We start from the raw sequence: 13,063 nt of genomic DNA, 5'->3' as shown, positions 1-13,063 counted from the left end.
TTTGGCAGCGGATCAGGCGCCGCCGATGCGCCGCGCCTGCGCTCGCGCGCTGGCGAGGTGATGGGCGTGGGTGATCGCCACCGCAAGCGCATCGGCGGCATCGGGCCCGGCGAGCTTGGCGCCGGGAAGCAGCACCGCCATCATCGCCTGGATCTGCCGTTTCTCGGCGCCGCCGGTGCCGACCACCGCCTTTTTGACGGTGGAGGGATGATATTCACCGATCAGCAGCCCGGCGGTAGCGGCGGCGAGCAGCACCACGCCGCGCGCCTGGCCGAGCTTGAGCGTCGATTGCGCATTGGTGTTGCCCAGCACCTCCTCGGCGGCAGCGCTGTCCGGCCGCTCGGCGCGGATCACCTCGCCCAGCGCCTCGAACAGGTTCGACAGCCGCCGCGGCAAGGGCATCGACGGATCGGTCTTGATCTGGCCGTTGGCGACATGGCTCAGCCGGTTGCCGTCGGCCCGGATGACGCCCCAGCCGGTGGTGCCGAGCCCCGGGTCGAGGCCGAGGATGATCACGTCACGCGAAGGCGCGAAGGCGCGAAGAGGGTGCGCGCAGAGGCGCGGAGCATGCAGACAATCGCCCGTGGCAACCGCCGCGCCTTCGCGCAGACCGCTCTGCCAGCATCCATGCGGATCTTTCCAATCGCGGGCGCAAGAGGACGAACGCCTCCGCGTCCTCCGCGCCTCTGCGCCAACCTTCTTCGCGGCGTCGCGCCGTCGCGCGGGCGAAAATCACCCCAGCTTCTCCATCACCTCGTCGGAGACCTCGTAATTGCCCCACACCGTCTGGACGTCGTCGTCGTCGTCCAGCGTGTCGATCAGCTTGAACAGGGTCGCCGCATCGGCCTCGTCCACCGCGACCATGGTCTGCGGCCGCCAGGCGAGCTTGGCGCCCTCGGGTTCGCCGAGCACCGATTCCAGCGCCTTGGTGACACCGTGCAGATCGCCGACCGCGGTCCAGATCTCGTGGCCGTCCTCGGACGAGGTGACGTCCTCGGCGCCCGCCTCCAGCGCCGCCTCGAACACCGTCTCGGCATCGCCGGCGCTCGCCGGATAGTTGATCAGCCCGACCCGGTCGAACGCATGGCTCACCGAGCCGCCGGCGCCGAGATTGCCGCCATTCTTGGCGACCGCGGTGCGCACGTTGGTCGCGGTGCGGTTGCGGTTGTCGGTCAGCGCCTCGATGATCAGCGACACCCCGCCCGGGCCGAAGCCCTCGTAGCGGATTTCCTCGTAATTCTCGGTGTCGCCCTTGGCAGCCTTGTCGATCGAACGCTGGATGTTGTCCTTGGGCACCGACTGCGCCTTGGCGGCGTTGATCGCGGCGCGCAGCCGCGGATTCATGTCAGGATCGGGGAGACCCATCTTCGCCGCCACGGTGATTTCGCGGCTGAGCTTGGAAAACATGCTCGAGCGCTTCTTATCCTGCGCGCCCTTGCGGTGCATGATGTTCTTGAACTTGGAATGGCCTGCCATGACTGCCTCTGTGCGATACTAGGGAAGCCCTTAGGCCGCGCCGCCGGTTTTCGCCAGACCGAGCCCGACGGCCGCAGACAAGCCTTGCCCCCACCCCCGGCAATCGGCCATTGCACGCGACAATGACCGTCAGCGTAGACATGGGCAGCGACGAGCGTGGCGCGCCCGTGACCATGGACCTCGAAGAACTGCTCGCCACCCGCCTGCTCGTCCAGGGCAATTCGGGCTCGGGAAAGTCGCACCTGCTGCGCCGCCTGCTCGAGCGCTCGGCCGGGCAGGTCCAGCAGGTGGTGATCGATCCCGAGGGCGATTTCGTCACGCTGGGGCCGGCCTATGGCCATGTCGTGATCGAGGCCGCTGATTATGCCGAGCGCGAGATCGCGCGCATCGCGGCGCGGCTGCGCGAGCATCGCGCCTCGGTGGTGCTCAGCCTCGAAGGCCTCGAGGCCGAGGGCCAGATGCGCTGCGCCGCGGCCTTCCTCTCGGCGCTGTTCGACGCCCCGCGCGAACATTGGTATCCGGCGCTCGTCGTGGTCGACGAGGCGCAGCTGTTCGCCCCCACCACCGGCGGCGAGGTGGCGGAAGACGTCCGCCGCGCCTCGCTGTCGGCGATGACCAACCTCATGTGCCGCGGCCGCAAGCGTGGGCTCGCCGGGGTGATCGCTACCCAGCGGCTCGCCAAGCTCGCCAAGAACGTCGCCGCCGAGGCGTCCAACTTCCTGATGGGTCGTACGTTTCTGGACATCGACATGGCCCGCGCCGCCGACCTGCTCGGCATGGAGCGCCGCCAGGCCGAGCAGATCCGCGATCTCGCTCGTGGCACTTTCCTGGCGCTCGGCCCTGCAGTGTCGCGGCGGCCGATCACGGTGAAGATCGGCCAGGTCGATACTTCGGCGCGCAGCGGCAGCCCCAAGCTCACGCCGCTGCCCTCGTCGCCCGCGGAAAATCTCCAGGAGCTGATCTTCGCGCCGCCGCCCGAAACCGCGCCGCAGCTGCCGATGGCGTTCGATTCGCGCCCGCGCCGCGTGCCCGCCGAGGAGCTGATCGACACCATCGAGCGCCCCGCCCCGCCGGCGACGCTCGCGCCGCTCCCCGACAAGTCGGACGACGAGGTGGAGACGATCTATGCGGGGGTGCTCGAGGCAATCGTCGCCGATGCCGATTCGGCGCTGCGCCCGCCGTCGGTGCTGTTCCAGGATTTCCAGGTCCGCTGCCGCATGGCCGGCCTCGCCCGGCCGCCGCTCGACCTGCCCGGCTTCACCCGCCGGCTGTCGGCGGCGCGCGCCGGCATCTTCGACGTCACCGATGAGCAATGGGCCGGCGCGATGGAACTGGCGGCGACGCTGCCCGACGACATGATCGGCCCGTTCCTGCTGGTCGCGCGCGCCGCCAAGGACGGCGAGCCGTGCCCCTCGGACGAATCGCTTGCGACCACCTACGGCACCAGCTCGCTGGGCCGCGTCCGCCGGCTCGTCACCTATATCGAGAGTCGCGAGTTGTTCGTCTGCCGCACCGATCTGTCGGGCAAGCGCTCGATCACCATCCCGCGGCTGGGCTGGAGCACCGCGGCGGCGGAGGCGGCCTAGGCCGCTCCTCCATCCTCGTCACCTGAACTCGTTTCAGGATCCATGGCCTGCACGGCCCGCCGGCTCACGATTGGCGTCGGTCATGGATGCTGAAACAAGTTCAGCATGACGGGAAACGTCACCTGCCCCGGGCGAGCTATGACGCTCCCGCCGCCCAGGCTCAAACGCGCAGCGACCACCCCGCACGAGGCGAAAGGCGGCCGCCGCACGGGATCAGATCATCCCCAGCGCCTGCATGTACACTTCGAGGATGGCTTCCTCCTCCTGATACTCTTCCTTCTTCTTCTTGCGGATCGAGAGGATCTTGCGGATCGCCTTGGGGTCGTAGCCGCGGCCCTTGGCCTCGGCCATCACGTCCTTGATGTCGTCGGTGATGCCCTTCTTTTCCTCTTCGAGCCGCTCGGCGCGCTCGATCAGCAGCCGCAGCTCATCCGCCGCGACGTGCCCGCCACCCATGCCTTCTTGCCGGTCGTCTGCCATGTGTTTCCCGCCACCGCGCAAACCTCGCGCGGCCCCTTATGTGATGATGTGAACACCGGCCGGACGCGTCGCCCGACACCGGTAGGAGGGCGCGTCTAGGGCGTTAACCGCGTTGGCTCAACCCCGCGCGGGATCGGTCATCGATGGCGGATCGCTTGCCGGGAAACTCTCGTCGAGCGCCTCGTCGAGTGCGTCGTCCGCATCGCTCGCGGGCGCGTTTCTTGTCATGCTTTCCTCCATCCGCGCGATCTGCTCGGGTGTCGCTTGCGCCTGATAGCGCGCCTTCCACTCGGCCTGGGGCATGCCGTAGATCGTCTCGCGCGCCTCGGCCTTGTCGAGGTGCCCGGCTTCCTCGATCCAGTCGGCAAGGCAGTTGCGGCAGAAGCCGGATAGGCCCATCAGATCGATGTTCTGCGCGTCGGTGCGATGGCGCAGGTGGCGTACCAGCCGGCGGAACGCCGCTGCCGCCACCGCATCATCGAGCTGGTCGAGTTTGTCGGTCATGTCGTTTCCCAAGGTTGATCCTCAACCGATAGCGGCTAGAGGGGCAGCCGGCCATTCCCCAGGAGCCTCGTTCATGACCACTGCCATCGCGCCCCGCCCCCGAAAAGTGCGCGTGCTCGCGACGCTCGGCCCGGCGAGCAATTCCCCTGAGATGATCGCCACCCTGTTCCAGGCAGGGGCCGACGCCTTCCGCGTCAACATGAGTCACGGCGATCAGCAGTCGAAGATCGCGGTGATCCAGGCGATCCGCGCGCTCGAGGAGAAGTTCGAGCGCCCCACCACCATCCTTGCCGATCTGCAGGGCCCCAAGCTGCGCGTCGGCAAGTTCAAGGACGGCAAGGTCGTCCTCCCCCATGGCGGCACTTTCGTGCTCGACCGTGATCCCACGCCGGGCGACGCCACCCGCGTCGAGCTGCCGCACCGCGAGATATTCGAGGCGATCGAGCCCGGCGCGCGGCTGCTGCTCGATGACGGCAAGCTCGTGCTGCGCGTCACCGATCATGGCCCCGACCGGATCGAGTGCAACATCGAGGTCGGCGGCCCGCTGTCGAACAACAAGGGCCTCAACGTCCCCGATGTGGTGCTGCCGATGGCCGCGCTTACCGAGAAGGACCGCAGCGATCTCTCCTGGGCGATCGAGCAGGGCGTCGACTGGATCGCCTTGTCGTTCGTCCAGCGCCCCGAGGATCTTGCCGAAGCGCGCAAGCTGATCGGCGGCAAGGCCGCCTTGCTCGCCAAGATCGAGAAGCCCGCCGCGATCGACCGGCTCGAGGAGATCGTCGAGATGTGCGACGGCGTGATGGTCGCGCGCGGCGATCTCGGCGTCGAGATGCCGCCGCAGATGGTGCCGCCGCTGCAGAAGCGGATCGTCGAGACCTCGCGCCGCCTCGGCCGCCCGGTGGTGGTGGCGACGCAGATGCTCGAATCGATGATCACCAGCCCGTCGCCGACCCGTGCCGAGGTGTCGGACGTCGCCACCGCGATCTACGACGGCGCCGATGCGATCATGCTTTCGGCGGAAAGCGCCGCGGGCGACTGGCCGGTCGAGGCGGTGTCGATGATGAACGCGATCGGCGTCTCGGTGGAGGGCGATCCGATGCACGGCGATCGCATCCACTTCACCGTCACCCGCCCCGATCCCACCACCGCCGACGCGATCGCCGAGGCGGCCAAGTCGATCGCCAGGACGACCTCGGCGACCGCGATCATCTGCTTCACCACCTCAGGGTCCACCGCGCGCCGGGTGGCGCGCGAGCGGCCGCCGGTACCGATCCTGGTGCTCACCCCCAGCAAGGACACCGCGCGCCGGCTCGGCCTGCTGTGGGGCACCCATGCGGTGTTCACCCGCGACGTCGAATCGTTCGAGGACATGGTCGGCAAGGCCAAGCGCATGGCGCTGCGCACCGGCATCGCCAAGGCCGGCGACCGGGTGATCGTGATGGCCGGCGTGCCGTTCCGCACCCCCGGTTCCACCAATGTCCTCCACGTCGTGCGCATCATCGGCGACGAGCTGAAGGACTATAGCTGACGCGCGAATGACGCTGATTTCACTGGCTCCCGGCCGGCGTTCGCCGCAGAGCGCCGGCCATGGAACTCGAAGTCAGCGCCGAGGCCAAGGACAAGCGCCTCAACCGCAGCATCGCCATCACCGTCGTCGTGCTGTCGGTGTTCATGGGCCTGTCTAACATCAAGGACGGCAACATCGTCCAGGCGATGCAGCAGGCGCAGTCCGATTCGGTCGACCAGTGGAACGAATATCAGGCGACGCGGACCAAGATCCGCATCACCGAGGTCGCGCGCACCCAGCTCGCCGCGACCGCCCGCGGCGAGGCGGCCGCCCCGGCGCTTGCCGGCTTTGCTGCCGACATCGCCCGCTACAAGAGCGAGGCGCCCGGCTTCGCTGCCCAGGCCAAGGCGTCGAGTGCGCTCTACGATGCGCTCAACATCCATGACGACCAATTCGACGCCAGCGACGCGCTGATCTCCACCGCGGTATCGCTGGCGGCGGTGGCGGCGCTGGTGGAGAGCGGCTGGCTGCTCGCGGCGGCCTGGGCGTTCGGCGGCTTCGGGCTGTTCTTCGGCATCTGCGGCTTCGCCGGTTGGGGCTTCCACCCCGACGTGCTCAGCAATTTCCTCGGCTGAGCGCCGCCGCGACGGCAGCAGCGCCGCCGGCGCTAGGCGAGCAGCCCCAGCTCGGTCAGCGCGGCGCGCAGCGTCGGCTCGTCGGTGAAGTGCAGCGCGATCAGCCCCACCGCCCGGGCGCCGGCGATGTTTGCTTCATTGTCGTCGATGAACACCGTGTCGGCCGCCTCGAGCCCGAACCGCTCCAGCGCCAGCCGGTAGATTGCCGCATCGGGCTTCACCAGTTTCTCGGCCCCGGACACCACCACGTCGCGGAAGCGATCGAACATCGCCGCCTCGCGGGCGCGGAACGGCGGCCAGAATTCATGGCTGAAGTTGGTGATCGCGAACAGCGGCACGCCCGCCGCGTCGAGCTCGCCGACCAGCGCGTCCATGCCCGCGATCGGCGCGCCGATGCTCTCCAGGAACCGTGGCCCCCAGGCGCGGATCAGCGTCTCGTGCTGCGGGTGCAGCGCGATCAGCTCCGCCGAGGTATCGGCGAAGTCGCGGCCCGCATCATGCTGGAAGTGCCACTCATGGGTAACGACGTCGCGCAGGAACGCGTCAAGCGCCCGATCGTCGTCGATCAGGCGCCTGTAGAGGATCCGCGGATCCCAATCGTACAAGACCCGGCCGACATCGAAGATGACGGCCGTGGGCTTAGCCAAAATGGCTCAGCCCTGGCGCGCCTTGAAGCGGCGGTTGGTCTTGTTGATCACGTACGTGCGGCCGCGGCGGCGGATCACGCGGTTGTCCCGGTGGCGATCCTTGAGCGACTTCAGGGAATTGCGGATCTTCATGATCGATTCGCTTCTTTGCAAAATGATGGTGTTCGGAAAGCGCGATCGCCTAGTGATCGGCCCTGCAATAGTCAAGCAACGCTCGCCGCGTTAGAGCGTTTCCCTATCGCAACGATGACTCGTCCCACGCTTACAAGGGTACCGCCGCCATGACCATCCGCCCGCTCCTCGCCCTGGGCGCCGCCGCCGCGCTGCTCGCCGGCTGCACCACCACCGCCTCGCTGCCGCCGGCCGAGGTGATCCGCTACCATCTCGGCGAGCCGATCGCGCGCGGCACCGTCAGCGTCCAGCCGCTCACCGGCGGCGCGCCCGCCAGCCTCGAATTCAAGACCTATGCCGCCGCGGTCGAGGGCGAACTGTACCGCAACGGCTATGCCGCGGTCCCGCAGGGCGCGCAGCCCGAGTTCATCGCCACCGTCGCCTTCACCCGCACCGAACAGGCCGGCCCGCCGCGCCAGTCGCCGTTCAGCGTCGGCCTCGGTGCCGGCGGGTTCAGCGGCGGTGGCGGGCGCCGGGGTGGCAGCGGCATCGGGCTTGGCGGCGGCGTCGGCTTCCCGATCGGCAAGAGCCGCAGCACCACCGTGCTGGTCGCCGAGCTCGCGGTGACGATCAAGCGCCGGGTCGATCAGTCGCCGGTCTGGGAAGGCCATGCCCAGGGCATCAGCGACATCAAGGCCGCCGACGAACAGGCCGGCCGCCTCGCCCGCGCGCTGTTCACGGGGTTCCCCGGCCAGTCGGGCCGCACTATCTCGGTACGCTGACCAGCTCCCCGAAAGCGAGAACCATGACCATCGCCATCAACGCCGCGTTCGACGGCGGCAACATCCGCGTGGTCGCCATCGACGGCGACCGCGTCGACCTGGAGATCGTCGCCGATCACCAGTCGGACTTTTTCCAATGGTTCTCGTTCCGGGTCGCCGGCGCGCGCGGCCGGCGCCTGCAGTTCCGCATCGTCAACGCCGGCAAGTCGGCCTATCCGTTCGGCTGGCCGGGCTACCAGACCCGCGCCAGCACCGATCGCCTCGCCTGGCGGATGATCGATACCCGCTACGAGAATGGCGTGCTCTCGTTCGATTACCAGCTCGATGGCGAGCTCGCCTGGTTCGCCTATTTCGCGCCCTACACGATGGAGATGCACGAGGCGCTGGTCGCGCGCACCGCGCTCAAGCCCGGCGTCACCCATCGCCAGCTCGGCACCAGCCTTGATGGCCAGCCGGTCGACTATTTCCGTATCGGCAGCGGCGCCAAGCCGGTGTGGCTCTACGCGCGTCAGCATCCCGGCGAATCGATGACCGAATATTGGATGGAGGGCGCGCTCGGCTGGCTGACCAGCCCCGCCGCCGCCGAGCTGCTCGCCAAGGCGACGGTTCATGTCGTCCCCAACATGAACCCCGACGGCACCCGCCGCGGCCATCTGCGCACCAATGCCGCGGGGGTGAACCTCAACCGCGAATGGCACGCGCCGAGCCTCGAGCGCAGCCCCGAGGTGCTCTGCGTCCGCGACGCGATGGACGAGACCGGCGTCGCCTTTGCGATCGACGTCCATGGCGACGAGGCGATCCCCGCCAATTTCATCGCCGGCTTCGAGGGCATCCCCAACTGGACGGAAGAGCATGGCGCCAAATTCTACGAGTTCGGCCGCCGCCTTGCCGCCCACACGCCCGATTTTCAGACCGAACGTGGCTATCCCAAAGCGGGCGCCGGCCAGGCCAACCTGTCCATGTCGACCAACCAGCTCGCCCAGCGCTTCGGCGCGGTGTCGGTGACGCTGGAGATGCCGTTCAAGGACCACGACACCAACCCCGACCCCGAGTTCGGCTGGTCGGGCGAGCGCTCGGGGCAGCTGGCCGTCTCCTGCCTGGAGACGCTCGCTGCCATGATCGACGAGATCTGAGCGTGGAGCTGCGCGAGGGCGGGCTCGATCACCCCGCAGTGATCGAGCTGCTGCGCTTCCACGTCCGCGAGGCCAATGCCAACACCCCGGTCGCCAACGCCCATGCGCTCGACATCGATGCCCTGCGCCACCTCGCGATTCGCTTCTGGTCGGCATGGGACGGTGACACCTTGCTCGGCATGGCCGCGCTGAAGGAACTGGAGCCGGGTCATGGCGAGGTGAAATCGATGCGTGTCCACCCCGATCACCTGCGCCGCGGCGTCGCCAGCGCGCTGCTCGGCCACATCGTGGCCACCGCCCGCGCCCGCGGCTATGCCCGGCTCAGCCTTGAGACCGGCACGGCGCCGGCGTTCGCGCCCGCCAATGCGCTCTACGAGCGCGCCGGCTTTGTCGACGGGCCGGTGTTCGGCGGCTATCCGGCGAGCGAACACAACCGTTTCATGACTCTCGTCCTTCAAGAGCAGCCGGCTTGATCGACCGGATCGGCGGGCAACGGCGTGGCGTCATACGCCCTCTCTCCCCGTTCGTGCTGAGCCTGTCGAAGCACGATGAGACTCATTGCCCTTCGACCGGCTCAGGGCGAACGGGGCAAGAAGAACTCGCATCGACCCCCGCGTCACCGCCGGCTATCTGCGCATCGAACTTTTAGGAGCCCGCCCCATGCCCACCCTCGTCCTGATCCGCCACGGCCAGTCGTCCTGGAACCTGGAAAACCGCTTCACCGGCTGGTGGGATGTCGACGTCACCGAGCAGGGCGCCGCCGAGGCGCGCGCCGCGGGCGAGCTGATGGCCGCCAAGGGCCTCGACTTCGACATGACCTTCACCTCGCTGCAGACCCGCGCGATCAAGACGCTCGATTTGGCGCTCGAGGCGATGGGCCGGCTGTGGCTGCCGGTGGAGAAGGACTGGCGCCTCAACGAGCGTCATTACGGCGGCCTCACCGGGCTCAACAAGGCCGAGACCGCAGCCAAGCATGGCGACGAGCAGGTCCACATCTGGCGCCGCAGCTTCGACGTGCCCCCGCCCGTACTCGAAGCCGGCAGCGAATACGACCTCTCCAAGGACCGCCGCTACGCCGGCATCGCCGTGCCCCAGACCGAGAGCCTCAAGGACACGATCGCCCGCGTCCTGCCCTATTGGGAGCAGCGCATCGCCCCCGCGCTCAAGGATGGCCAGCGCGTGCTGATCTCAGCGCACGGCAATTCGCTGCGCGCGCTGGTCAAGCATCTCTCCAACATTCCCGACGACGAGATCACCGGCCTCGAGATTCCCACCGGCCAGCCGATCGTCTACCAGCTCGACGACCAGCTCGCCGCGACCGATCGCTACTACCTCAATGAGCGCTGAGCCTTTGCGCTATCCGGGGCGCAGCTTCGCCGCCTTCCTGTTCGACATGGACGGCACGCTGATCGACAGCATCGCCTCCGCGATCCGCGCCTGGCGCGGCTGGGCGGAGGGCCATGGGCTCGATCCCGAGACGGTGCTCGCGCAGATGCACGGGGTGCGCGCGGTGGAGACGATCCGCCGCTTCGGCCCTGCCGGCATCGACGCCCAGGTCGAAGCCGATCAGCTGACGCAGGCGGAAATGGACGATGTCGACGGCATCGTGCCGATCAGCGGCGCCGCCGACTTCCTGGCGGCGCTGCCGGTCGGCAGCTGGGCGATCGTCACCTCGGCGCCGCGCCGCCTCGCGCTGCGCCGGCTCGAGATCGCCGGCCTGCCACCCCCACCGGTGCTGATCACCGCCGACGATGTCGAGCACGGCAAGCCCGCGCCCGACTGCTTTCTCGCCGCGGCCCGCGCGCTTGCGGTCGATCCGCACGACTGCCTGGTGTGGGAAGACGCCCCCGCCGGCATCGCCGCCGCCGAAGCCGCGGGCGCTGCGGTGATGGTGATCAGCGCTACCCACACTCATCCCTATGCGGGCAGCCATCCCACCACCGAAGGCTATGACAAGCTGACGGTCACGGTGGATGCGAAGGGCCGCCTTCACCTCGGCTAAGAGGTCCCCCGTCATCCCGGGCTGGACCCGGGATGACCAAGAGCGGCAAAAGCGGTGCCTCGCCGCCTTGCCCTCTCTGGCCCCTCACGCTACGCAGCCCGCTCTTTTCGCAAGCGGAGGTTGGCGGGTGGCAGACCCCTTGGTCGGCATCATCATGGGTTCGACCTCCGACTGGGAGACGATGCACCACGCCGCCGAGACGCTCGACGCGCTCGGCGTCGCACATGAGACCCGCGTCGTCTCCGCGCACCGCACCCCGCAGCGGCTTTACGATTACGCCACCGGCGCCGCGGATCGCGGCCTTAAGGTGATCATTGCCGGTGCCGGCGGCGCGGCGCACCTGCCCGGCATGGCGGCGTCGATGACCCACCTCCCCGTGCTCGGCGTACCGGTCGAATCCAAGGCACTGAAAGGCATGGATAGCCTGCTGTCGATCGTGCAGATGCCCGGCGGCATTCCGGTCGGCACGCTCGCGATCGGCAAGCCCGGCGCGATCAACGCCGGCCTCCTCGCCGCCGCGATCCTCGCCACCGCCGACGAGGCACTCTCCACCCGTCTTCAGGCTTGGCGTGCCGCGCAGACCAACGCCGTCGCCACCGACCCCGCGTGATGCTGCAGCCCGGCGCGACCATCGGCATCCTCGGCGGCGGCCAGCTCGGGCGGATGCTCGCGGTCGGCGCGGCACAACTCGGCTACCGCACCCACATCTTCGCCCCCGACGCCGAGAGTGTCGCCGCGCAGACCGCCTCGGCGATCACCCGCGCCGGCTATGACGACGAAGACGCGCTCGCCGCCTTTGCTGCGGCCTGCGACGTCGTCACCTATGAATTCGAGAATATCGCGCTCGCGCCCGTCGAATGGCTGGCGAGCCGCGTCCCCGTCTTTCCCAATCCGCGTGCGCTCGCCGTCGCGCAGGAGCGGATCGCCGAGAAGCGCTTCGTCGAGCAGGTCGGCGGTGCGCCGGCCTGCTGGGCCGCGGTCGACAGCCGCGCCGGCCTCGACGCGGCGATCGCCCATGTCGGCACCCCCGCGGTGCTCAAGACCACCCGCTTCGGCTATGACGGCAAGGGCCAGGCGCGGCTCCACGTGCCCGCCGATGCCGACGCCGCCTGGGCGGCGATCGGCGGCCCCGCCGTGCTCGAGGCGTTCGTCCCGTTCGACCATGAATTCTCGATCCTGATCGCGCGCGGCGAGGATGGCGCCACCGTCCGCTACGATCCGCCGCACAACGTCCACCGCGACGCGATCCTGCGCACCTCCACCGTCCCCGCGCCGCCCGAGATCCTCGCCCAGGCCGCCGAGGCGACCGCGCTCGCCTGCCGCATCGCCGCCGAGCTCGATTATGTCGGCGTGCTCGCCTGCGAGTTCTTCGTCGGCGGCGACGGCCCGGTGTTCAACGAGATGGCGCCGCGCGTCCACAATTCGGGCCACTGGACCATCGAGGGCGCCGAGACCTCGCAGTTCGAGAACCACATCCGCGCGATCTGCGGCCTGCCGCTCGGCGCGACCAGCCGCACCGGTGCGCAGGTCGAGCTCGAGAATCTGATCGGCGACGACCCCTGGATTGCCGCCCTCGCCGAGCCCGGCGCCCACCTCCACCTCTACGGCAAGGCCGCCGCCCGTCCCGGCCGCAAGATGGGCCACATCACCCGCGTCACTCGTTGACCGCGAGCCGGCGCGGGTCGAACAGCACCGGGATGCGCACCGGCAGGTCGAGCATCGCGGTGTCGCGGGTCACCGGCTTGATCCTGAACTGTCGCGACATCGCCAGTGCGGCGGCGCCGAAGCCGTAGCGACGCGGCGTTTCGATCGCGATCCAGCAATGCTTGGGCGGCCCCGGCCGCGGCACCTTGCATTCGAGCACCACCAGCCCCGCCACGTGACTGGCCTTGGCCGCTGGCGGCCAGAACACCCCCATCTCCTGATCGCTCGGCTTCACGATCCACGCCGCCGCACCATAGACCGGACCACGCCCGCCGCTGCCGTCGCCACCGCCCGTGCCATCGCCCGCACCGCGGCCACTGCCCTGGCCGTCGCGCGCGGCTAGGCCCTGCGCCGGACCGATCGCCGGCGCGGGCGGCGCCGCGATCGGCGATGACAGCGCCAGCGCCGGCGCGGCGATGGTCGGCGTGCTGTCCATGATCGGTGGCGGCGGCGCGGTCGCGCGCGGCGGCGACCCTCCCGCCGGGCGCGCCGCCAC

17 protein-coding genes are annotated in these 13,063 nt (G+C 69.2%); 10 read left to right on the top strand and 7 right to left on the bottom strand.

Going from position 1 to position 13,063, the window contains the following annotated elements:
* Positions 1-12: 12 nt before the first annotated feature.
* Positions 13-516 carry a crossover junction endodeoxyribonuclease RuvC gene (ruvC, locus tag AC07M8_RS18640; protein ID WP_267397595.1) on the bottom strand — a complete coding sequence of 168 codons (504 nt, stop codon included), beginning with the start codon at positions 514-516 and terminating at the stop codon, positions 13-15.
* A 216-nt stretch (positions 517-732) separates the two neighbouring features.
* Positions 733-1,476: a YebC/PmpR family DNA-binding transcriptional regulator gene (locus AC07M8_RS18635; protein WP_267397588.1), complete on the bottom strand. Its 744-nt coding sequence runs from the start codon at positions 1,474-1,476 to the stop codon at positions 733-735.
* Between the two features lie 122 nt (positions 1,477-1,598).
* Between AC07M8_RS18635 and AC07M8_RS18630 the strand changes: the two genes are divergently transcribed.
* The gene (locus AC07M8_RS18630) at positions 1,599-3,062 is read left to right on the top strand and encodes an ATP-binding protein (RefSeq protein WP_495175720.1); all 1,464 of its coding nucleotides are present in this window, start codon (positions 1,599-1,601) and stop codon (positions 3,060-3,062) included.
* Positions 3,063-3,275: 213 nt separating this feature from the next.
* Here AC07M8_RS18630 and AC07M8_RS18625 read toward each other — a convergent pair whose 3' ends face one another.
* Both AC07M8_RS18625 and AC07M8_RS18620 read right to left on the bottom strand, forming a co-directional pair.
* Positions 3,276-3,542, bottom strand: coding sequence for a DUF2312 domain-containing protein (locus tag AC07M8_RS18625; protein WP_495175719.1), 267 nt, complete (start codon positions 3,540-3,542; stop codon positions 3,276-3,278).
* A gap of 117 nt (positions 3,543-3,659) precedes the next feature.
* Positions 3,660-4,046 carry a DUF1244 domain-containing protein gene (locus tag AC07M8_RS18620; protein ID WP_495175718.1) on the bottom strand — a complete coding sequence of 129 codons (387 nt, stop codon included), beginning with the start codon at positions 4,044-4,046 and terminating at the stop codon, positions 3,660-3,662.
* A 73-nt stretch (positions 4,047-4,119) separates the two neighbouring features.
* On the opposite strand from AC07M8_RS18620, the gene pyk reads away from it, so the two are divergent.
* Both pyk and AC07M8_RS18610 read left to right on the top strand, forming a co-directional pair.
* Positions 4,120-5,574 (top strand): pyruvate kinase, encoded by a 1,455-nt coding sequence (gene pyk / locus AC07M8_RS18615; RefSeq protein ID WP_495175717.1) that lies wholly within the window; start codon positions 4,120-4,122, stop codon positions 5,572-5,574.
* A 59-nt stretch (positions 5,575-5,633) separates the two neighbouring features.
* Positions 5,634-6,188 carry a DUF4337 family protein gene (locus tag AC07M8_RS18610; RefSeq protein WP_495175716.1) on the top strand — a complete coding sequence of 185 codons (555 nt, stop codon included), beginning with the start codon at positions 5,634-5,636 and terminating at the stop codon, positions 6,186-6,188.
* 32 nt (positions 6,189-6,220) lie between these two features.
* On the opposite strand, the gene AC07M8_RS18605 is transcribed toward AC07M8_RS18610, so the two are convergent.
* Positions 6,221-6,835: an HAD family hydrolase gene (locus AC07M8_RS18605; RefSeq protein ID WP_267397575.1), complete on the bottom strand. Its 615-nt coding sequence runs from the start codon at positions 6,833-6,835 to the stop codon at positions 6,221-6,223.
* A gap of 6 nt (positions 6,836-6,841) precedes the next feature.
* Positions 6,842-6,967 carry a type B 50S ribosomal protein L36 gene (ykgO, locus tag AC07M8_RS18600; protein WP_003046794.1) on the bottom strand — a complete coding sequence of 42 codons (126 nt, stop codon included), beginning with the start codon at positions 6,965-6,967 and terminating at the stop codon, positions 6,842-6,844.
* Positions 6,968-7,116: 149 nt separating this feature from the next.
* Between ykgO and AC07M8_RS18595 the strand changes: the two genes are divergently transcribed.
* The 7 genes from AC07M8_RS18595 to AC07M8_RS18565 all read left to right on the top strand — a co-directional run bounded on the left by AC07M8_RS18595 (position 7,117) and on the right by AC07M8_RS18565 (position 12,528).
* On the top strand, positions 7,117-7,728 hold the full coding sequence (locus tag AC07M8_RS18595) for a DUF4136 domain-containing protein (RefSeq protein WP_495175715.1): 612 nt from the start codon (positions 7,117-7,119) through the stop codon (positions 7,726-7,728).
* Between the two features lie 23 nt (positions 7,729-7,751).
* On the top strand, positions 7,752-8,861 hold the full coding sequence (locus AC07M8_RS18590) for a M14 family metallopeptidase (protein ID WP_495175714.1): 1,110 nt from the start codon (positions 7,752-7,754) through the stop codon (positions 8,859-8,861).
* 2 nt (positions 8,862-8,863) lie between these two features.
* Complete coding sequence (locus AC07M8_RS18585; RefSeq protein ID WP_495175713.1) at positions 8,864-9,334, top strand: GNAT family N-acetyltransferase; 471 nt, start codon at positions 8,864-8,866, stop codon at positions 9,332-9,334.
* A gap of 187 nt (positions 9,335-9,521) precedes the next feature.
* Positions 9,522-10,208: a 2,3-diphosphoglycerate-dependent phosphoglycerate mutase gene (gene gpmA / locus AC07M8_RS18580; protein ID WP_495175712.1), complete on the top strand. Its 687-nt coding sequence runs from the start codon at positions 9,522-9,524 to the stop codon at positions 10,206-10,208.
* Complete coding sequence (locus tag AC07M8_RS18575) at positions 10,198-10,863, top strand: HAD-IA family hydrolase (protein ID WP_495175711.1); 666 nt, start codon at positions 10,198-10,200, stop codon at positions 10,861-10,863. Before gpmA ends, AC07M8_RS18575 begins: the two co-directional genes overlap by 11 nt.
* Positions 10,864-11,017: 154 nt before the next feature.
* The gene (purE, locus tag AC07M8_RS18570) at positions 11,018-11,473 is read left to right on the top strand and encodes a 5-(carboxyamino)imidazole ribonucleotide mutase (protein WP_495175753.1); all 456 of its coding nucleotides are present in this window, start codon (positions 11,018-11,020) and stop codon (positions 11,471-11,473) included.
* The gene (locus AC07M8_RS18565) at positions 11,473-12,528 is read left to right on the top strand and encodes a 5-(carboxyamino)imidazole ribonucleotide synthase (protein ID WP_495175752.1); all 1,056 of its coding nucleotides are present in this window, start codon (positions 11,473-11,475) and stop codon (positions 12,526-12,528) included. Before purE ends, AC07M8_RS18565 begins: the two co-directional genes overlap by 1 nt.
* Here AC07M8_RS18565 and AC07M8_RS18560 read toward each other — a convergent pair.
* A partial coding sequence (locus AC07M8_RS18560) for a TonB family protein (RefSeq protein WP_495175710.1) occupies positions 12,518-13,063 on the bottom strand: 546 nt, incomplete at its 5' end. The two genes, AC07M8_RS18565 and AC07M8_RS18560, sit on opposite strands and share 11 nt — an antisense overlap.

It is taken from the genome of Sphingomonas sp. GW821-FHT09E03 (assembly GCF_059416225.1).
The sequence above is the reverse complement of the archived record's forward strand: the minus strand, read 5'-3'. Positions and strand labels throughout refer to the sequence as shown.